This window comes from Kitasatospora sp. MMS16-BH015, from assembly GCF_002943525.1.
In the GTDB taxonomy this organism is placed as follows: domain Bacteria; phylum Actinomycetota; class Actinomycetes; order Streptomycetales; family Streptomycetaceae; genus Kitasatospora.
Genome location: NZ_CP025394.1, coordinates 3,629,644 through 3,647,261 on the forward strand (window position 1 = coordinate 3,629,644; position 17,618 = coordinate 3,647,261).

The 17,618-nt window shown below is 72.7% G+C and carries 17 protein-coding genes; 2 read left to right on the forward strand and 15 right to left on the reverse strand.

Features of this window, described 5'->3' with window-relative positions; genetic code table 11:
* Positions 1-13 precede the first annotated feature (13 nt).
* Positions 14-649 carry an HAD family hydrolase gene (locus tag CFP65_RS15670; RefSeq protein WP_104816679.1) on the forward strand — a complete coding sequence of 212 codons (636 nt, stop codon included), beginning with the start codon at positions 14-16 and terminating at the stop codon, positions 647-649.
* 18 nt (positions 650-667) lie between these two features.
* On the opposite strand, the gene CFP65_RS15675 is transcribed toward CFP65_RS15670, so the two are convergent.
* Both CFP65_RS15675 and CFP65_RS15680 read right to left on the reverse strand, forming a co-directional pair.
* On the reverse strand, positions 668-2,245 hold the full coding sequence (locus tag CFP65_RS15675; protein ID WP_104816680.1) for a class I adenylate-forming enzyme family protein: 1,578 nt from the start codon (positions 2,243-2,245) through the stop codon (positions 668-670).
* Positions 2,242-2,502: a phosphopantetheine-binding protein gene (locus tag CFP65_RS15680; protein WP_104816681.1), complete on the reverse strand. Its 261-nt coding sequence runs from the start codon at positions 2,500-2,502 to the stop codon at positions 2,242-2,244. Before CFP65_RS15680 ends, CFP65_RS15675 begins: the two co-directional genes overlap by 4 nt.
* 119 nt (positions 2,503-2,621) lie before the next feature.
* Here CFP65_RS15680 and CFP65_RS15685 point away from each other — a divergent pair, with 119 nt between their 5' ends.
* A complete protein-coding gene (locus tag CFP65_RS15685; protein WP_104816682.1) occupies positions 2,622-3,125 on the forward strand; it encodes a PaaI family thioesterase in 504 nt (167 codons plus the stop codon).
* Here the strand turns inward: CFP65_RS15685 and CFP65_RS15690 are convergent.
* From CFP65_RS15690 to CFP65_RS15750, 13 genes are all read right to left on the reverse strand, one after another.
* Positions 3,115-3,624 (reverse strand): hypothetical protein, encoded by a 510-nt coding sequence (locus CFP65_RS15690; protein WP_104816683.1) that lies wholly within the window; start codon positions 3,622-3,624, stop codon positions 3,115-3,117. The genes CFP65_RS15685 and CFP65_RS15690 overlap by 11 nt on opposite strands.
* Positions 3,621-5,225, reverse strand: a complete 1,605-nt coding sequence (locus CFP65_RS15695; protein ID WP_104816684.1) for a pyridoxal phosphate-dependent aminotransferase — start codon at positions 5,223-5,225, stop codon at positions 3,621-3,623. The genes CFP65_RS15690 and CFP65_RS15695 overlap by 4 nt, the downstream gene beginning before the upstream one ends.
* A gap of 64 nt (positions 5,226-5,289) precedes the next feature.
* The gene (locus CFP65_RS15700; RefSeq protein ID WP_254552409.1) at positions 5,290-6,264 is read right to left on the reverse strand and encodes a ParB/RepB/Spo0J family partition protein; all 975 of its coding nucleotides are present in this window, start codon (positions 6,262-6,264) and stop codon (positions 5,290-5,292) included.
* 140 nt (positions 6,265-6,404) lie between these two features.
* Positions 6,405-7,049 (reverse strand): LysE family translocator, encoded by a 645-nt coding sequence (locus tag CFP65_RS15705; protein WP_158702190.1) that lies wholly within the window; start codon positions 7,047-7,049, stop codon positions 6,405-6,407.
* A 108-nt stretch (positions 7,050-7,157) separates the two neighbouring features.
* Positions 7,158-8,072 carry an alpha/beta fold hydrolase gene (locus CFP65_RS15710; RefSeq protein WP_217368163.1) on the reverse strand — a complete coding sequence of 305 codons (915 nt, stop codon included), beginning with the start codon at positions 8,070-8,072 and terminating at the stop codon, positions 7,158-7,160.
* The gene (locus tag CFP65_RS15715; protein WP_104816686.1) at positions 8,072-9,430 is read right to left on the reverse strand and encodes a hypothetical protein; all 1,359 of its coding nucleotides are present in this window, start codon (positions 9,428-9,430) and stop codon (positions 8,072-8,074) included. Before CFP65_RS15715 ends, CFP65_RS15710 begins: the two co-directional genes overlap by 1 nt.
* Entirely contained in the window at positions 9,427-10,692 is a 1,266-nt protein-coding gene (locus CFP65_RS15720) for an ATP-grasp domain-containing protein (RefSeq protein ID WP_254552410.1), read from the reverse strand. Before CFP65_RS15720 ends, CFP65_RS15715 begins: the two co-directional genes overlap by 4 nt.
* Positions 10,689-11,621, reverse strand: a complete 933-nt coding sequence (locus CFP65_RS15725) for an alpha/beta hydrolase (RefSeq protein ID WP_104816687.1) — start codon at positions 11,619-11,621, stop codon at positions 10,689-10,691. Before CFP65_RS15725 ends, CFP65_RS15720 begins: the two co-directional genes overlap by 4 nt.
* Positions 11,599-12,930 (reverse strand): MFS transporter, encoded by a 1,332-nt coding sequence (locus CFP65_RS15730; protein ID WP_174805539.1) that lies wholly within the window; start codon positions 12,928-12,930, stop codon positions 11,599-11,601. Before CFP65_RS15730 ends, CFP65_RS15725 begins: the two co-directional genes overlap by 23 nt.
* Before the next feature lie 123 nt (positions 12,931-13,053).
* Positions 13,054-14,304, reverse strand: a complete 1,251-nt coding sequence (locus CFP65_RS15735; RefSeq protein WP_104816689.1) for an ATP-grasp domain-containing protein — start codon at positions 14,302-14,304, stop codon at positions 13,054-13,056.
* A 105-nt stretch (positions 14,305-14,409) separates the two neighbouring features.
* Positions 14,410-14,745: a Rieske 2Fe-2S domain-containing protein gene (locus CFP65_RS15740; RefSeq protein ID WP_158702191.1), complete on the reverse strand. Its 336-nt coding sequence runs from the start codon at positions 14,743-14,745 to the stop codon at positions 14,410-14,412.
* Positions 14,733-16,154: an iron-containing redox enzyme family protein gene (locus CFP65_RS15745; protein ID WP_104816691.1), complete on the reverse strand. Its 1,422-nt coding sequence runs from the start codon at positions 16,152-16,154 to the stop codon at positions 14,733-14,735. Before CFP65_RS15745 ends, CFP65_RS15740 begins: the two co-directional genes overlap by 13 nt.
* Positions 16,155-16,273: 119 nt before the next feature.
* Positions 16,274-17,371, reverse strand: coding sequence for a 50S ribosomal protein L11 methyltransferase (locus CFP65_RS15750; RefSeq protein WP_254552411.1), 1,098 nt, complete (start codon positions 17,369-17,371; stop codon positions 16,274-16,276).
* Positions 17,372-17,618: the final 247 nt, after the last annotated feature.

The following is a 17,618-nucleotide window of genomic DNA, read 5'->3' on the forward strand; positions in this document are numbered from 1 at the left end:
CTAGCTTGGCCGGGTGCGCGCTCCCCTGGTCTGCTTCGATCTGGATCTCACGCTGGTGGACAGCACCCCGGCGGTCGCCGCCGTGCTGCGCTCCACCGCACTGGCCCTCGGCCTGGACGTCGACGTCGCCTCGGTGGTGGCGGGCCTCGGTCCGGCGCTGGAGGACCTGCTGGGCGCGCAACTGCCGCCCGCGGCCGCGGGCCGGCTCGCCCGCGCCTACCGCGACCGGTACGCCTTGGAGGGGCCCCGGCACGCCGGGACGCTCCCCGGTGCGCACGAGGCGATCGGGGCGGTGCGCCGGCACCGCGGCGGGGTCGTGGTGGTGACGGGGCAGAGCGAGCGCACGGCGAGGGCGCACCTCGCGCACGCGGGCCTCGAGGTCGACGCGGTCGTCGGATCGGTGTGGGGGCCGGCCAAGGCCGATGTGCTGCGCGCGCACGGCGCGTTCGCCTACGTCGGGGACCATCCCGCCGACATCGCCGCGGCCCGCTCGGCCGGCGCGGCGGCGGTCGGCGTCACCACCGGCCGCCACGACGCGGCGGCGCTGGCCGAGGCGGACACCGTGCTGCCGTCCCTGGCCGGGTTCCCCCGCTGGCTGTCGGCCGTTCGACCGCTGCCGGGCCGCGCTCGAACGGCCGGCCGGCTCTGACGGCGGGCCGGCCCGCCGTCAGAGCCCGAGCGTGCCGCGCAGCTCGGGGCGCAGGATCTTGCCGGTCGCGGTGCGCGGCACCACCGGCACCCGCACGATCCGGTGCGGCAGCGCGGCGGCCGGGAACAGGGTCCGCAGGTGCGCCGCGATCTCGGCGTCGCGCTCCGCCGCGGTGACCACGGCCGCCGTGATCCGCTCCCCGTCGAAGCGGTGCGGCACCGGCACGCACGCGGCGTCACGGACGAAGTCCAGCGCGCACAGCGCGCGCTCCATCTCCTCCAGGGAGACGGCCTCGCCCCGCACCTTGGCGATGTTCTTGGCCCGGCCGGTGATGACCAACAGCGGGTCGGCCCCGCCGCGCTCGACCAGGTGCCCGAGGTCGCCCGAGCGGAACCAGCCGCCCTGGAACGCCGCGGCGGTGGCCTCGGGGTTGCCGCCGTAGCCCGCCATCACGCTGTGGCCGCGCATCCGGATCTCGCCGGTGCCGCCCGGCGGGCACGGCGTCCCGTCCTCGGCGAACACGGCGATCTCGCAGCCGAACACCGCAGCGCCGACCGGCGGGACGTCCGTCTCCAGCATCACCCGCCGGTACTCCCCCGCGCCGAGGTCGGTCGGAAGCGTGGTGGAGAAGTTCGTCGTCTCCGTCAGACCGTAGCCCTGGACCACCCGCGCACCGAGCGTGCTCGCGACCCGGCGGGCGGTGGAGACCCCCAGCGGCGCGGCTGCCGTCAGGAAGTAGTCGAACCCCGGCGGGAGTTGCGGATCCCGCCAGGTCTCGAGCAGCGCCTCCAGCACGCTCGGCACGGCGCTCGCGATCCTCGGCCGGTACCGGCGCAGCAGCTCCGGGTAGCCGAACGGGTCGAACCGCGCGGCCAGCACGACGTGCGCCCCCGCGTTGAGGGGGGCGAAGAGCGTGGTGTGCACGCCGTTGGCGTGGTGGATCGGCAGGAAGCCGAGCACCCGGTCGCCCGGGCGCAGGCGGTGGTGCCGGCAGAACGCCTCCGCGTTGGTGGCGGCGTTGCGGTGGGACTGCACGACGATCTTCGACGCCGCGGTGGAGCCCGAGGTCGCGAACAGCACCGCCGCGGACGCCGGGTCGAGGGCCGTCACCGGGCCGCCGGGGGCGGGCGCGGCCGGGGCCCGCGTGAAGTCCGGGACCGCCACGGCCTCGCCCAGCGGGCAGTCGACGGCGGGGGACCGCAGCACGAGCACGGCTCCCTGCGAACGCGCCTGGCTCCGCATCCGGTCGGCCGGGTCGGCGGGCCCCAGCATCTGGCAGGACGCGCCGGCCCGCAGCACGCCGAACAGCGCGACCACGGACCACAGGTCGTTGAGCGGGACGAGGGCGACCACGTCGCCGGGCCGCACCCCGAGTTCGGTCCGCAGCCAGTGGGCGCAGGCCGCACTCGCCGCGTCGAGCTCGCCGTACCTCAGCGTCGACTCCTCGCCGTCGGCGGACACGGCGGTCAGGTACGGCGCGTCGGGACGCAGGCGCGCCTGCTCGGCCAGCGCGGCCGGCATCGTCGGGTACCGGCCGAGATCCCGCTCGTCACCGATGCCCCGGTAGCGGTGGACGGCCTCCGCGTCCGGGGTCATGCCCCGGCCGCCGGGTCGAGCAGGCCGCGGAGCGCCTCGACGACGGTCCGCACCGTGGCGAAGGTCTGCCGGTTCATCGTCCCGGCCGGGAAGCGGACCCCCAACTCCTGTTCCAGCCGGGCGATCAGCATGACCACGCCCATCGAATCGACGCCACGGTCGGCGAGCGGCAGATCCATCGCATCGGCCCCCGACACCCCTGGGGTGCCGACGAGGTCGGTGACCATGCGGTCGACCGTGGCGGTCAGTTCGTCCATGGCGGACGGCTCCTCACTTTTCGTACGGGTGGGTGGTCGAGCGCCGACCCTAGTGCGCGATCCGGGTGTACAACCGGGCTCGCGGAGCCGGGAGATGACGCCGGAGATACCTTGGCGTCATGGCACACGCACCGCGCCCGGCCGCCTCGGCCCTGCTCACCCCGTCACCGCAGGCCGGGCCGCCGGTCTTCGCCGGGCCGTCCCCGGACAATCCGCACCTGCCCGAGCAGGCGGGCTGCCACGGCTGCGACCCGGCGCTGCCGGGCGGGCTCGGGGTGCACTGGGACGGCGTGAGCGCGCCGGTGGTCACCATGACCGCGCGGATCGGGGCCGGGCAGCAGGGCGCCGCGGGCACGGCCCACGGCGGGGTGCTCTCGGCGCTCGCCGACGAGGCGATGGGCCGCCTGGTCTGGTCGCTGGGCGGCCGGTACGCCACGGCCCGGCTGGAGGTGGACTACCTGCTGCCGGTGCCGGCCGGGGCCGAGCTGCGGCTCACCGTCCGGATCTGTGCCGTGGACGGCCGGAAGGTCTACGTCGAGGCGGAGGCCGAGCACGAGGGGCTGCCCTGCGTCCGCGCCGCCGCGCTCTACGTGCGGCACGCGGACCGGGCCGTCAGCGGGTGAACGAGCCGAGATCGCAGGCCAGGTAGACCCGGCGCATCCACCCCTCGGTGCGGACGGGGCCGTACCGGCGGAACCCGAACGCCTCCAGGAGGCGGACGATCCCGGCGAGGTCGGGATTGGTCTCGGCCCGGAGCGCCCCGGCGCCGGACCGGGCGGCCTCCTCGGTGGCCCGGCGCACGCACATCGGCCCGTACAGCTCGCCGTCGGCGAGTCGCTCCGGCCGCACGGCCAGCCGCCGCAGGTACGCGGGACGGACGGCGGGCGGGAAGATCCCGAGGTCGACCTCGAAGGCCGGCGTGCTGGTCAGGGCGAACATCGCCGCCGCGGCGCCGTCCACCCGGAGCAGGTGCACCCGGCCCTCGCCGACCAGCAGTTCGGTGCTGTGCGGGTTGCGCTGCGGCACGGGCAGCCCGTACGAGGCGGCCACGTGCAGGTCGGAGGCGAGGAGCAGGTCGTGGACCTCGCCGGGGTCGGTGGCGGTCTCCCAGTCGGCGGTCACCGGGCGACCTCCCGGTACTGACGCTCGGCCAGCCGGTCCAGCGCCGTGGTGAGCCGGTCCCAGGGCTGGGCGGTGGTGAGGCGGACGTAGGGACCGCCGAGGCAGAAGGTGAGCGCGCCGGGGAAGACCGACACCCCGGTCTCGCGCAGCAGCGTCCGGAAGCAGGTGTACGAGTCGGCGAAGCCGTCGAAGCGGGCGGCCAGGTTGATGGAGAAGCGGGCGGGTATCACCGACACCCCGGGCAGGGCGAGGCCCGCCGTGAAGGAGTCGCGCTGCTCCCGCAGGGACCGCTCGCGGCCCCGGCGCTCGGCGCGGTAGCCGTCGTAGGCGCGTTGCAGGGCGGCGGTCCTGATGCCGTAGCCGGATTCGAACTCCGCGACCTGCGCGGGGCCGAGCTCGTCCAGGCCGTGGTGCGACCAGCGTTCCATCCGGGCGAGCACCTCGACCAGGGTGTAGAAGACCGAGGGCGGACCGCCCGAGGTGGTGGAGGCGTACTCGTAGTACTCGTCGATGAAGGACTCGTCCGCGAGCAGCCAGCCGATCTTGAGGCCGGGGGCGGACCAGTTCTTCGACAGGCTGCTGACCCTGACGACGTTGCGGGCGGCCCGGGCCGGGGACAACGGGTACGCCTCGCCGAGCCATTCGTGGCACTCGTCGAGCAGGATGATCGTGGAGGGGGAGGCCGCCTCGACGAGGCGGGTGAGTTCGGACTCGGGCAGCAGGGTGCCGGTCGGGTTGGCCGCGGTCTGCAGCAGCACCAGGGGCGTGTCCGGGCGCAGGGCGTCGATCAGCGGCTGGGCGGAGACCGTCCCGTCGGCCGAGGAGAGCGGCACCAGCCGGATCTGGCCGCGGCGGGCGACGGACTCGACCAGGGGCGGGTAGTTGGGGATCGCGCAGATGGCGGGTGCGGTGGCGCCGCGCAGCACGAGATCGGCCAGACCGCTGATCGCGGAGGTCGCGCCCATGGTCAGGGCCACGTTCTCCGGCCCGTAGGCCGACCCGGGCAGCCGCGCGCTCTCGTAGCCCGCGACGGCCTCGCGGGCGCTGGTGCGGCCGCGGGAGTCCGAGTAGCCGTACCAGTCGCGGACCAGGGCGTAGGACATGCAGTCCTTGAGCACCTGGGGCAGGCCCCAGTGCTCCTCGTCGACCGCGCCCCCGGAGAGGATGACGTCCGCGCTCGGGCGCAGGTCGCCGTAGAGGTCGTCGCGGAAGTAGGAGTTGAAGAGCTCCTTGACCAGCCCCGAGGTCGCCCGTGAGGAGAGCACCTCCTCCACGGTGACCTCCCGCCGGGGGGTGGAGGCGCGCCAGAGCCCGGCCGCCCCGGTCCGGTGCCCCGGCTCGCCGACCTCGGCCTCGACCCGGCCGAGGTACAGGTCGCGCAGCTGCTTGGGGTCGCCGGGGTCGGCCGCCCGTCGGTACACCTCCAGCCACCGCTCGTCCGGCCCGGGGTCGAGACCGGCTGCCGCCCCGGTGACCGGCTGCCGCACCGGCGGCAGGACCGGGAACTCCGGGCGTGCCGCGGGCCCGCCGGGCAGCGGCGAGAACAGCGCCGGAGGGTCGGTCGCGAGCGGGGGCGCGAGGAAGCGCAGTGCGGTGGTCATGAGGGCTCCCGGCCTGGCGCCGAGGCACAGGCTGTCGTAGGTGAGCGGTGAGCGGTGAAGGCGGTCAGGAATCGGCTTGGTGGCGCTGCTGGAGCAGCGTGGCGAACTGCTGCCACTGGGACGCGCACTGGCCGGCGAGCTGCGCCACCACGTCCCGGCGGTGCGAGGGGACGGTCTCGACGAACGTCTCCCAGTGGGCGGGGGTGATGGTGTTGGTGTTGAGTACGCGCAGCAGCAGCCGGCCGATCTCGGTCAGCCGCAGCGACGGGTCGCGGCGCAGGTTCTCCAGCACCACGGTCGGCTCCGGCAGCCGCTCCGGCGGGGCGGGGGCCGCGATCCGCGGGGCCGCGGTGGCACCGGCCCGGCGGGGCGGCGGCGCCGGGTCCTCACCGCGGTTGAGGCGCTGGCGTACGTCGCTGGCCGTCCCCAGGGAGATCCCCGCCAGCTTGCTCACCTCGCGCAGCGCCATCCCCGGATTCGCCCGCATCAGCTCGCCGGCCCGACGCCGGCCCGGCGTCACGTCCACCGGCCGCACCCGGCCGTCCCTGCCCACCCGCACCGCCGGCGCGTCGGGCAGCTCGGTGCGCCGCCGCACGGAGACCACCAGCTTCGCCGAGATCGCCGCCACCGAGGCGATCGTGCGGTCCGACCACTCCGGATGCATCCGCACGATCCGCTCCGCCGCCGCCGTCCGCTCCGCGAGCGTCAGCGGCAGCCCGTGCTTGACGTTGCGCCGCACCGCGAGCACGAAGGCCGCGTCGGCATCCCCGTCGAAGAACCGCACCAGGATGTCGGGCTCCCCGCGCAGCCTCGCCGCCAGCAGCCGGTGGGTGCCGTCGATCACCCGCATCGTCGGGCGGTGCACCGTGATCGGCGGCAGTTCACCGTCCTGCTCCGCGAGCGCCCGGACGTGGTCCGCGTTGGCTCCCGCCACCCGAGGGGAGTCCCCCTCCCGGATCGACTGCAGCGGCACCCGCACCACCGGTACGTGATCCGCTTCCACCTGCGCCGCCCCGGGCATCCCCATCGCCAGCTCCACTTCGTCGACCGTCCCGCTTCCGACCTGCGCTGTTGCGTGGCGGAAGCCGCTCACCGGTTGCCAGACCGGAAGCTATTCGAGGGCGATCAACAGCCGATCTCCAACCGATCATCGGCCGGGCCGGCCGGGGCGCCGCTGGGTCAGCTGCCCAGGGCCAGGCGGATGCCGAAGGCGATGAAGGCCAGGCCGAGGCCGAGGTCGAGCCAGCGCAGGAGCGGGCGGCGGGTGGCCGGGGCGCGGCGCTCGAGGAGGGTGGCCAGGCGGGTGGTGGCCTCGGTGAGGGCGACCAGCCAGAGGGTGCCGAGGGTCAGGTAGACCGCGCAGAGGACGGCGAGGGAGCGGACCGGGGGCTGGCCGGGCGGGATGAACTGGGGGAGGAAGGCCAGCAGGAAGAGGCCGACCTTGGGGTTGGTGCCGGTGCAGGCCAGGCCCTTGAGGTAGGCGCGGCGGCGGTCGGCGGGCTCGGGGGCGGCGGCCCGGGCGGCGGGGCCGGCCGGGGGGTGGCGCAGGGCGCCGACCGCCGCCCGTACGCCCCAGTAGCAGAGCAGGGCGGCGCCGACCCACTGGAGGGCGCGGAAGAGCCCGCTGTCGGCGGTGAGCAGGAGGGAGACGCCGAGCACGGAGACGGTGGCCTGCAGGGCGCCCGCGGTGATCATGCCGGCGGCGGCCGCGAGCGGGGCGGCGCGGCCCCGCGAGCCGAAGGCCAGGCGCAGGATCAGGGCGGCGTCCGGCCCCGGCGCGATGATGACCACCAGCGAGCTGAGCAGGAAGGCGGTGCTGATCACGATGGAGTGAGCATTCGTCGGACTTCCTGGTGGGGACGGGAGAGAAGCGGCGGGCAGCCGGGGCCGGTGGACCGGCGCCGGCTGCCCGCCAGGGGTGCGCGGCCGGGGTCAGCCGGCCTTCCAGAACTCGCGCAGGAGGGCGAAGACGGCCTCCGGCTCCTCGACGTGGCCGAAGGAGCCGCTGCGCTCCAGGATCTCGAAGCGGAACTGGGGCGCGTGCACGACGAAGTCACGCTGCAGGGCCGGGTAGAGGGCGCGGTCGAAGCGGCCGGCCAGCACCAGGGTCGGGGCGGTGATCTCCTTGAGGCGGGGGCGGAAGTCGGGGAGCCGGGCGACCTCGCCGCCGATGATGAAGTCCACGTCGGCGCCGACGAAGACGGGGTAGAGCTCGATGTTGCGGGCGCCCGGCTCGTTGAGCAGGAGGGCGGCGTTGTCCGGGTCGAAGAACCGGACCAGCTTGGTGGCGGCGGCGAACTGCTCGCGCAGCTCCAGATCGGTGGAGACGAAGCCCTGGGCCCGCAGCTCCTGGATCCGGGCCCAGACCTCGGGGGCCTGGTTGGCCAGCTCCCGGTTGATGTTGGCGTGGTTGAGCTGCCACATCTCCGGGCTGTGCAGGCTGTTGGCCAGGATCAGCGAGCGGACCAGGTGGCCGTGGTCCAGGGCGAGCGCCTGGCCCAGCAGGCCGCCGTAGGAGAACCCGTAGACGTGCACCGGCCCGAGGTCCAACTCCTCGATCAGCGCGGCCAGATCGGCCACATCGCTCTCGAAGGTGATCTCGGCGAGCGAGGCCGGGTGGTCGGAGCGGCCGCGGCCGTACAGGTCCACGTAGATGACCTGGTGGTCCTCGGCCAGGGCGGAGAAGAACGGGTGGAAGACCAGGTGCGAGCCGGCCGGGCCGAGGCCGGAGAGCAGCAGGACCGGGTCGCCGCTGCCCTCCGTCTCCACCCAGAGCCGCCGGCCGCGCACCTCGTAGTGCCGCCCCTCCGGGTGGTGGATGGTGCTGTCGCTCTGCTGACTGGTCATCAGAGTCCTTCTCCGTCCTGGTACGTGAAGACCCCGGCGGTGCGGGTCATCGCATGGGCGCCGATGCCGATCACGGCGCTCTCGTTCGCGGGCAACGCGCGGGCGTAGCTGCCGGCGTAGCCCTGCGGAGTGACGAACAACCCCCAGGCGGCCTGCCATTCCTCCACCGCGCCGGTCTCCGGGGAGACCACCGGCTCGGCGCGGGGCACCACGCGCTGCTGCACGATGGCCCCGGCGGCGTCCACCGACTCCAGGGCCAGGCGCCAGGCCTGCTCCTCGACCTCCCAGCCGGCCACGATGCCCGAACCGCCGTAGCGGGCATTGGGCTTGAGGATCAGTTCGGTGCGGCGGTCCATGCACTCCTCGACCAGGGCGGCGGAGGGCAGGGCGAAGGCCCCGCCGATCGCCCTGGTCCAGGGCACCACCCGGTCGATGACGGCCTGTTCGGCGGCGTCGAAGCTGCTCCGGGCCCGCGGGTCGGAGAGCATCGCCAGGCAGGCCTTGTTGTTGTAGAGGTTGGACTCCATCGGGGTCCAGAGCACCAGGGTGCCCGCCTCGTGGGCCCGGAAGACCGGCTCGGCCAGGGCCTCGCCGTCCGGGGCCTCCAGGATCTCGTCGGCCGAGTAGCAGCGCAGCACCACGTCCAGCTTCCGGCCGTTGAGCAGCACCCTGTCGCCCTCGGCCTTGACGTCACTGATCTCGCCGATCATGAAGTCCAGGCCGAAGCCGAGCATCAGCTCCTCGAAGGCCCGCCAGGCGTCCCCGTAGCCGGCCAGGCCGCCGGGGGCCTCCAGCAGGGCCACCACCGGCTCGCGGCCGGGGGCGACCTGAGCCCCGGCCGTCCGCAGGGTCTCGGCGATCAGGCGGCCGGTGTCGGTGTACTTCAGGTCGTGCTCCTTCGCGAACCGCGCGAAGGAGTCGACGCCGAGCAGCAGCCGGGGCAGCTCGCCGGAGCGCTCCACCCCGCCCAGCTCGCTGGCCACGTTGAACTCCAGCAGCCGGAAGGCGGTGCCGTCGTGGTACATGTCGGCCCGGCCGTACTGCGGCGGCTTGGCCCCGCCGAAGCGGGTGATCAGCCGGGTGCGCCGCTCGTTGATCGCCAGCGCCGCGCAGTAGCGGGCCAGGTCGCCGTCGAACAGCCGCTCGGGCAGGGTGGTGAGCAGGTCGAAGACCCCGATGACGTCCTCGGCGAACGACCGCACCTCCCGCTCCCCGACGAACAGCGGCCGGGGGAAGAGCCGTTGGCCCGAGGAGGCGGAGAGCAGCGGCGGCAGGTCGACCTCGGCCATCGCGGTGCGCAGCCGGCTGCCGTCCGCCAGGCTCTCGGCCAGGTAGCGCTCCGTGACTCTGTCGGTCATGGGGCCGGCTCCTCGGTGACGATGAGCCCGGCCTCGATCCGGCGGACCTCCTGGTAGTCGGACCAGGTCTGCTCCCGGTCGGGGCCGGCGAGCACCGCGAAGCCGAGGCTCAGGGTGTTCAGCAGGTCCTTGGTGACCTCCAGCCGGTCGCCGTTGGCGACCCCGACCACGTGGGCGTGGTGGGTGGCCAGCTTGCCGATCTCCTCCAGGCACTCGGCGTTGCGCACGATGCCGGCGGCCCGGCTGATCAGGAAGACCACCAGGGTGGCGTTCTGCAGCTCGTAGTGCTCGGGCAGCTCGCCGGCCCCGGTGAAGTACCGGACGGCGCGGTCGATCTGGCTGTCGCCGGTGGCGACCCGGCAGAACCGGGGCTGGCCGCCGCCGTGCGGGCGGGCGTTGAGCTCGATCAGGCGCGGGCCGTCCTCGGTGAGCATCACCTCGACGTGCGCGGCGCCGTACCGGAAGCCGACCGCGTCGAGGAAGGCGCGGACGTACGCGACCAGTTCGGGCACCGCCGGCTCGTCCGGGGCGACCCACTCCATGGCGTCGTAGACGGCCATGTGCTCGCCGTTGTCCACCTTGGAGTACCGGCAGAGGTCGGTCACCGTGTGGACGCCGTCGTGGCTGAACACGTCCACCACGTACTCGACGCCGGTGACGAACTCCTGGACGAGCATCCGGTCGTTGACGATCCGCCACTGGTTGGGCCGGCCGAGCTGGGCCTCGAAGACCTCGCGCCAGTCCTCGCGGACCCGGGTGACGCCGTCGGTGCTGGCGCTCTTCGGCGGCTTGACCACCAGGTCGCGGCCCTGCAGGCCCTCGCGCTCGATCCAGGCGGCGACCTCGTCGGGGTCATCGGTGCAGATCTGCCGGATCACCGGCAGGCCGGCCAGGCGGGCCGCCTCGGCCATCTCCCACTTGTGCCGGCGGGCGGCCCGGGTGGCGGGCACGTTGGCCCTGTCCTCGGTGACCTGCTCGGCGAGCAGGTCGGCCAGCTCGACGCCGGATTCGGCGCCGGGCAGCACGCAGCGCGGGCCGAGCTCGCGCAGCCGCGCCACCACGGCGTCCAGGTCGCCGTCGTAGGTGATCACCTCGGGGAAGTCCTCGGGGTGGAAGGAGGCCCGGTAGACCTCCGGCATGTCGGGGCTGGAGAGCACCGCGACCACCGGCACGCCGGCCTCCTTGAAGGCCGGGGCGTACATGCCCCCGGAGGAGAACGGGTCGACGATGACCGCGGGGCCCGCGGGGTCGGCGAGGGTCACTGCGCCACCCCCGCCAGGCGGGCCGCGGCGGTGCAGTAGCGCAGCCAGGCGTCCATCACGTTCGGCGAGAGCTGGCGGGCCCGGACGGCGGCGTGCACCAGGCCGGGCTCGACCACCAGCTCGACCTCGGTGCCGTGCTTGCGCAGCTGCTCGGCGTAGGTGGTGGAGTCCACCACCAGCGAGTCGAGTTCGGCGCCCATGATGTACGCGGGCGGCAGCTGGTGGAACTCACCGCGCACCAGCGGCGAGACGTACGGGTCGAGCACGTCCTTGGCGTCCGGGCAGTAGCAGGCGGTGTAGTACTCCATCTCGCCACCGGTGAGCAGCGGCGCGTCCTCGCCGCCGTCGCGCCAGCGGGAGAAGTCCAGCACCGGGCTGATCGGGGCCTGGCCGGCGATCTTCGGGCCCTGGCGGTCGCGGGACATCATGCAGAGCACCACGGACATGTTGCCGCCGGAGCTGTCGCCGCAGACCACCACCCGCTCGGGGTCGATGTCGAAGCGGTCGGCCTCGGCGACCACCCCGGAGAGCGCGCCGTAGCAGTCCTCCAGACAGGCCGGGAAGGGGTGCTCGGGGGACATCCGGAAGTCCACCGCGATGGTGGTGAGGCCGGAGTTGGCGGCCAGCTCGGCGGCCACGGTGTTGTGCGTCTCCAGCGAGCCGACCACGAAGCCGCCGCCGCGGATGTAGAGCAGCACGCCGCGGCCCTTGCGGTCGGCGGGGCGGTAGACCCGGAGCGGGATGGTGCGGCCCTCGTGCTCGACCGAGTCGTCCTTGATGTCGACCCCGGCGGGCAGCTCGTAGGGGAACTCCCGGCCGAGGCCGAGGTAGAGCTCCCGCTGCTCGGCCACCGGGCGCAGGTAGAAGTCCGGCGGCATCGCCTTGTTGCTGCGGGAGACGAACTCCTCAATTCCCGGCGCGTACGGCATGGTTCTCCTTCGATACGGGGCTGAAGACTGCGGTGCGCATGCCCCTGCGGAGCAGCGCCGGGAGGCAGAGCACGGTGCCGATGGCACCGATCCACATGGCGCCGGTCAGGCCCACCAGGGCGGTGGCACCGGAGGCGGCGAGGCTGCCGAGCGAGATCATGCCCCAGATCAGGAAGCGCTGGACCGAACCCACCCGGGCCAACATCTCCGGCGGGGCAATGAGCTGACGGAGCGTCAGGGAGGTCGGTGAGTAGGACCCCTCACCGATGCAGTGGAAGATGGAGCCGAAGATCAGACCGCAGACCCCGGCGATCCCGCCGATCGAGCCGAGGGCGGGCATGGCCACGATGCCGAGCACCGACATGGCGGCCGAGATGGCCAGCGCCTTCTCGTAGCCGATCCGCTCGCCGAGCTTCGCGGAGATCACGTTGCCGATCGGGTAGCCGGCCGCGGCGGCGCCCACCACGATGCCGATCCAGGACGGCGAGAGGCCGAGCACGTTGCGGCAGTAGAGCACCAGGCTGGTCATCACCATGGTGAGGAAGAAGGTGTAGGTGGCGCCGCAGGCCAGGATCGGCTGCAGGACGGGGTGGGCCTTGACGAACTTCAGGCCCTCGCCGACGCTCTTGCGCATCCAGCCGCGCTCGCGCGGAGTGGGCACCCGGGGCGGCTCCCGGTGCTTGATCAGCAGCAGGGTGATCACCGAGACCGCGAAGCCGAGCGTGTCGGCCGCGATCCCGAGCACCACGCCCAGCAGGGCGATGACCGGGCCGGCCGCCATCGGGCCGAGCGCCTGGGAGGTGGACTCCGAGAGGGCCAGCCGGGCGTTGCCCCGGTGCAGGTCCTTGGGGTTGGTGTACAGGTTGGGCAGGTACGAGGTGTACGCGACCTGGAAGAACACCACGGCACAGCCGCTGATCGTGATCAGCACCAGCAGCGTGACGAAGGACAGCGAGTGGGCGGCGGCCAGCAGCCAGATGGCGCCGAAGGCGACCATCTGCAGCGCGTTCGCGCCGATCATGGTGGCCAGCCGGGGCAGCCGGTCCACGATCGCGCCGGCCTGGAGGCCGAGCAGCAGGAACGGCAGGAAGAGCGCGAACTTGAGCAGGGCGGCCTGGGCCGGCGAGGCGCCGAGCGCCGTGACCGCGAGCAGCGGCAGGGCCAGGGTCATGAACTGGTCACCGAACAGGCTCACCGACTGCCCGGCCCAGAGCAACCCGAAGTCCCGGCGCGCCGTCGGCGCGTTGGCGGGCTCGGCGACGGCCTCGGCCGCCGCGACCTGCTGCTCCGTCTCGTTGGCGGCGGTCACGAGGCCGCCGCCGGGCATTCGACCGAAGACGTCTCCATGTGTGTCTCTCTCCTCAATCCGATGACGTGCCCGGCCGGGGGTGCCCGGCCGGCGGTTCTCAACTCAGGCGCCTTGTGGGCTGGTTCAGCGCATCCGTACGGTGACGGCGCGGCGGGCGGCCTCGGCCGCGCGCTCGCAGTCGGCCGCGGTGTCGCCCTCGACGACCAGGTAGCCGTACCGGCTGGTGACGTGGCCGGCGGGCGGCAGCAGCAGCTCCTGGCCGGGCCCGGCGAGCACCCCGTGGGCGGTGACCACCTCGGCGAGGGCGGCCTCGTCGGCCAGCACCTCGGCCACCGTGCCGTCCGCCTCCGGGTAGAGGAAGTGGATCGCGGCCACCTTGTCGCGGGTCTGCGCGGTGTCCGGGCGCCGCCCGGTGGCCACCTCGACCGCGACCCGGCCGGGGTCGACCCCGGTGGCCACCGAGCCCACGTACGGGATCAGGTCGCCGCCGAGCCGGGCGTTGATCTCGATCACCTCGGGGCCGTCCGCGGTGAGGCGCAGCTCCGTGTGGGTGATGCCGGTGTGGTAGCCGGTGGCCCGGTGGGCCCGGGTCAGCACGTCCAGCAGCCGCGGGTCGGTGAGCAGCGGGTCGCCGGCGTCGACGGTGTGGCCGATCTCCTCGAAGTACGGGTCGAAGCCGCTGATCTTGCGGGCCACGAAGAGCGGCAGCAGCTCGCCGTCGACCAGCGCGGCGTCCACGCTGATCTCCTCGCCGGTCAGGTACTCCTCGACCAGCACGCCGGCGTCGAAGTACGGCACGCCGTCCTCCTCGGCGCCCCTGGCCTCGGCGTAGCCGGCCGCCAGGCCCTCGGCGTCGGCCACCGCGTTGACCCCGAAGCTCGCGCCCAGGGCACGGGGCTTGAGGATCACCGGGTAGCCGATCCCGGCGGCGGCAGCGGCGGCCTCCTCGAGCGAGGAGACCAGCACGGAGGTGGCCTGCGGCACTCCGGCGGCGGCCAGCGCGGCCCGGGTCTGGTGCTTGTCGCGGCAGCGGCCGACGGCCTCCGGCGGGGTGCCGGGCAGGCCGAGCGCCTGCTGCAGCTCGGCGGTCTGCACCATCCGGACCTCGTCCCAGCAGAGCACGCCGGAGACGGTGCGGTCGGTGGAGAGCTCCCGGGCGGCGGCCAGCATGGCGGGCACGTCCAGGGTGTCGACCACGGTGAAGCCCGCGATGTAGCGCTTCTCCCAGGTCGGTTCCTGCGTCAGGAAGAGCCAGACCTGCGCGGCACCGGCCACCAGGTCGAGCAGGTATTCGCGGTAGAGGTGGTAGCCGCTGCTGACCAGGATGATCAGCGGCTTCTCGGTGGAGTCACCCGGGCTCAGCGGGTCGGTCATCGGTCTCTCCCGGTGTTGCGGTGGGCGGGCCGGCAGGCCGGGCGCGGGGCCCGGCCTGCCGGCCGACGGATCGTCATCGGAGGGGTGGATCCTCGGTGCGGGCTCTCAGCAGCCCGTCAGGCCGGTCGACAGCGGGCGGTGCTGGAGGGTGTAGCCGAGGCCTTCCGGGTCCGGCAGGACGGCGGTCACCCTGTCCCCGCGCCGGACGGAGGGCAGCCCGGCCTTGATGGCCTTGGTGACCGAGGTGGCCCGGTCGTGCCAGGGGCAGACCAGCCGGGTGCGGCCGGGCTCGAACTCGGCCAGGTTGAGCGGGCCGCCGCGGTGCGGGCAGTTGGCCGAGAGGACGAAGGAACCGTGCTCGGTCCGGGCGTAGACGTAGGCGGAGTCGCCGATCGTCACGCAGTTGTCGCGGCCCTCGACCGCGAAGTTCACGACAGGCATGCGCGGTAATCCCCCACCGAGTGGATCTCGTAGACGCACTCCTCGGATTCGATGATGGCTCCGTGGAGCCGGTTGCGCTGGATCACCGTGCCCTCGCCGGCCTCCAGGATCTGGTGCGACTCGAAGCCCGCGACGAACTTCATGGTGCCGGAGACGATGTGGCACAGCTCGTCGCCGTCGTGGCAGTGGGTGTTGGACAGCTCGCGGTAGGGCTCGACGATGTTCGCCACCGGCGGGGTGACTTTGCCGGAGGAGATGGCCTCCCAGACCGGGGCGTGCAGCTCCCGGTTGGTCTGGCCGGCGTCCACCCAGGCGATCTGCTCGGCGAAGTCGCGGTCGGCGATGTCCGAGATGAGCTGGAACTCCTCGAAGCCGCGCACGATCTCGGGGATGATCACCTCGCCGTGCTCCTCGACCAGCGGCAGGATCAGCTTCTCCAGCGCCATCTTGCCGTGGTGCACGTCGATGCCGATGTGCTCGGTGAAGTACTCGACGTCCACGCCGGGGCCGAAGACCTTGGTCAGCAGCTCGGCGGCGCGGCGGCAGAAGTCCACCAGGGCGGTCTCGGTGTAGTACAGCGCACCGATGTACCGGAAGAACAGCTCGTGGTTCTTCCCCAGGTAGTGGAAGTAGTTGTTCACCATCAGGCTGCTGTTCAGGTAGTACTGCCAGTAGTGGTGCACGTCCGAGCGCAGGCCGACGGACTCCAGGGTGCGCTCGAAGAGGTGGCTGTGCTTCGTCTTGTGGACGCCGTAGCCGTACTCGTCGATGATGATCTTGAACCACTCGGACTGCGCCGGGCCGTAGTAGCCGAGCACGTTGCGCAGCATGGGCGAGGCCTCGGAGAGGAAGTCCGGGGCGAACTGGATGAGCCAGGTCTTGGCGGCCCGGACCGGGTCGGCCGACTTCTCGATGGCTATCTCGGAGAGCGTGGGCTTGGTCAGGTCACGCTCCTCCAACGCCCGGAGGTACGTCTCGAGTTCGGCCTTCGTCCACTTGCCGGAGACCTCGACCTCCTGCTCCAGGAAGCCGAACGCGAACTTCTCCATCGACGGGCGGATGATCTCACCGAGCGCGCGGTTGCTCGGGCTGTAGTACTGCTTGAAGTCGGCCCACTTGTCCTTGAACCCGCCCTTGGGCAGGAACATCAGATCGGTCTCGTAGATCGCGGTGAGGATGCGCTGCGCGGCCAGGCCCTCGTAGTGGAGCACCTCGCTGCGCGGCAGGACGCGGGCGAAATCGAGGTACGGGAGCACCTGCGGCCGGAGCTGGCGACGATACGGGTTGTCGTCGTTCTCCCATTCCTCGTTGTCGAGGTAAACCGGGTTCGTCGCGAACTGCACGACGTATTCCTTGAGCTGCTCGGGTGTCAGCTCGAACGGCTTGTGCGGGGGAAGTGCGTGGCTCATTCTCGACCTTTTCCAAGTGGTGGGATGGCTCTGCGGACTCGGGGGTGGAGAGCGCCTACTCGGAGGCGGGGAATGCCGGCTCGGAGACGGGGATCACCGACTCGGCGACGCGGATCCGGTCAGGAGACCGAGGAGACGGAGAGGCGGCCGCTCTCCCAGACGAAATCGAACTTGACCGGCTGGCCGGCCACGACCTCGATCGGCTCGGCGAGCGGGATCATCGCCTGCATCCAGTGCGAACTCTTGTTGTCCGGCGCGTTGCGCAGGACCACGCCGGCGCCCAGGTCCATGTCGAACCAGGCGACCACGCCGTGCACGGTGCCGTCGGCGGTGGCGGTCAGCGCCACCGGGGTGCTGCCGTCGTCCAGCGAGCCGTGGACGAAGTCGAACGTCACCAGCTCGGTGGCCTCGGAGAGCAGGGTGTGCGGCCAGGTGTGCAGCCGGACCGGGAAGTGGCCCACGGTGGAGAGCGTGTTGAGGACGCCGATGTCGAAGCCGCAGGCGTTGTGCACCTCGTTGAGGCCGGCGATCACGGGCGACTGGAGCAGGGCGCCGTGGATCCGGGCGCTGGGCGGCATCAGGATCCCGCCGGGGGCCAGCAGGTGCTCCCGGGCGTGCCGCATGGTCGGCATGATGCCCTCGCCGATCAGGCCGCAGTCGACGATCTCGGAGACGATCACGTCCACCGGCCGCTCCAGGTCACGGCCGACCACCAGCTCGTCGGACCGCTTCGCGACCACCGTGATCACGTCGGACAGCCCGTGCGCGGCGACCACCTGGGTGGCGATCTCGGCCATCAGCGGGTTGGCCTCGCAGCTGATCACCTTGGCGGCACCGGCGTTGGCCGCCATCATCGCCAGCAGGCCGGTGCCGGCGCCGATGTCGAGCACGTGGTCGCCCGGCTTCACCTGGCGCTCGACCGCGGTGGCCAGGGCCCCGTTGCGCTCGATGTCGTTGAGCATCGCGAAGTGCCAGCGCGGGATGAGGTCCCGGGCGAGGTTGCCGACCAACTGCGAGGTCGGGGTGGTGGCGTCGACGACGGCGGCCACCGTCTCGTTGATGTTCGCCGAGATCCGGGCGATCTCGGCGGCACTGGCCTGGAGCGAGGCCAGCAGGAGCCTGCCGGGCCCGCTCAGGGCGCGGTCACCGACCGGGGAGTCGGCTAACTCTCGGATGATTTCTGCGGTACCGGGAAAATCGACGACCTTGCCTTGCACGGTCTCCCCCAAACGAGAGGTAGGTGGCGTAGCAAACGGGGACAGGGACGGGCAGCTGACCCAGCGTGGGAAGAAGAGGAGTTTTCTCTGGCGGAGTTCCGATCCGACCGGGCCCCTCTGCGATCGAGTAGAGCACAGCGGGAAATGACCTGACAAGGAAGGTCAGGATTGCTTGATCCCGACAGGGGCTACATGCGAGCGGAATTTCGATCCGGAGTGGCCCCGGTCACTCGCCGGAGGGGCTTTG

Bases quoted from the DNA above. Each gene is read 5' to 3' on its own strand.
- CFP65_RS15675 (WP_104816680.1), bottom strand. From the start codon at position 2,245: ATGACCCCGGACGCGGAGGCCGTCCACCGCTACCGGGGCATCGGTGAC.
- CFP65_RS15680 (WP_104816681.1), bottom strand. From the start codon at position 2,502: ATGGACGAACTGACCGCCACGGTCGACCGCATGGTCACCGACCTCGTC.
- CFP65_RS15685 (WP_104816682.1), top strand. From the start codon at position 2,622: ATGGCACACGCACCGCGCCCGGCCGCCTCGGCCCTGCTCACCCCGTCA.
- CFP65_RS15695 (WP_104816684.1), bottom strand. From the start codon at position 5,225: ATGACCACCGCACTGCGCTTCCTCGCGCCCCCGCTCGCGACCGACCCT.
- CFP65_RS15710 (WP_217368163.1), bottom strand. From the start codon at position 8,072: ATGACCAGTCAGCAGAGCGACAGCACCATCCACCACCCGGAGGGGCGG.
- CFP65_RS15715 (WP_104816686.1), bottom strand. From the start codon at position 9,430: ATGACCGACAGAGTCACGGAGCGCTACCTGGCCGAGAGCCTGGCGGAC.
- CFP65_RS15725 (WP_104816687.1), bottom strand. From the start codon at position 11,621: ATGCCGTACGCGCCGGGAATTGAGGAGTTCGTCTCCCGCAGCAACAAG.
- CFP65_RS15735 (WP_104816689.1), bottom strand. From the start codon at position 14,304: ATGACCGACCCGCTGAGCCCGGGTGACTCCACCGAGAAGCCGCTGATC.
- CFP65_RS15740 (WP_158702191.1), bottom strand. From the start codon at position 14,745: ATGCCTGTCGTGAACTTCGCGGTCGAGGGCCGCGACAACTGCGTGACG.
- CFP65_RS15745 (WP_104816691.1), bottom strand. From the start codon at position 16,154: ATGAGCCACGCACTTCCCCCGCACAAGCCGTTCGAGCTGACACCCGAG.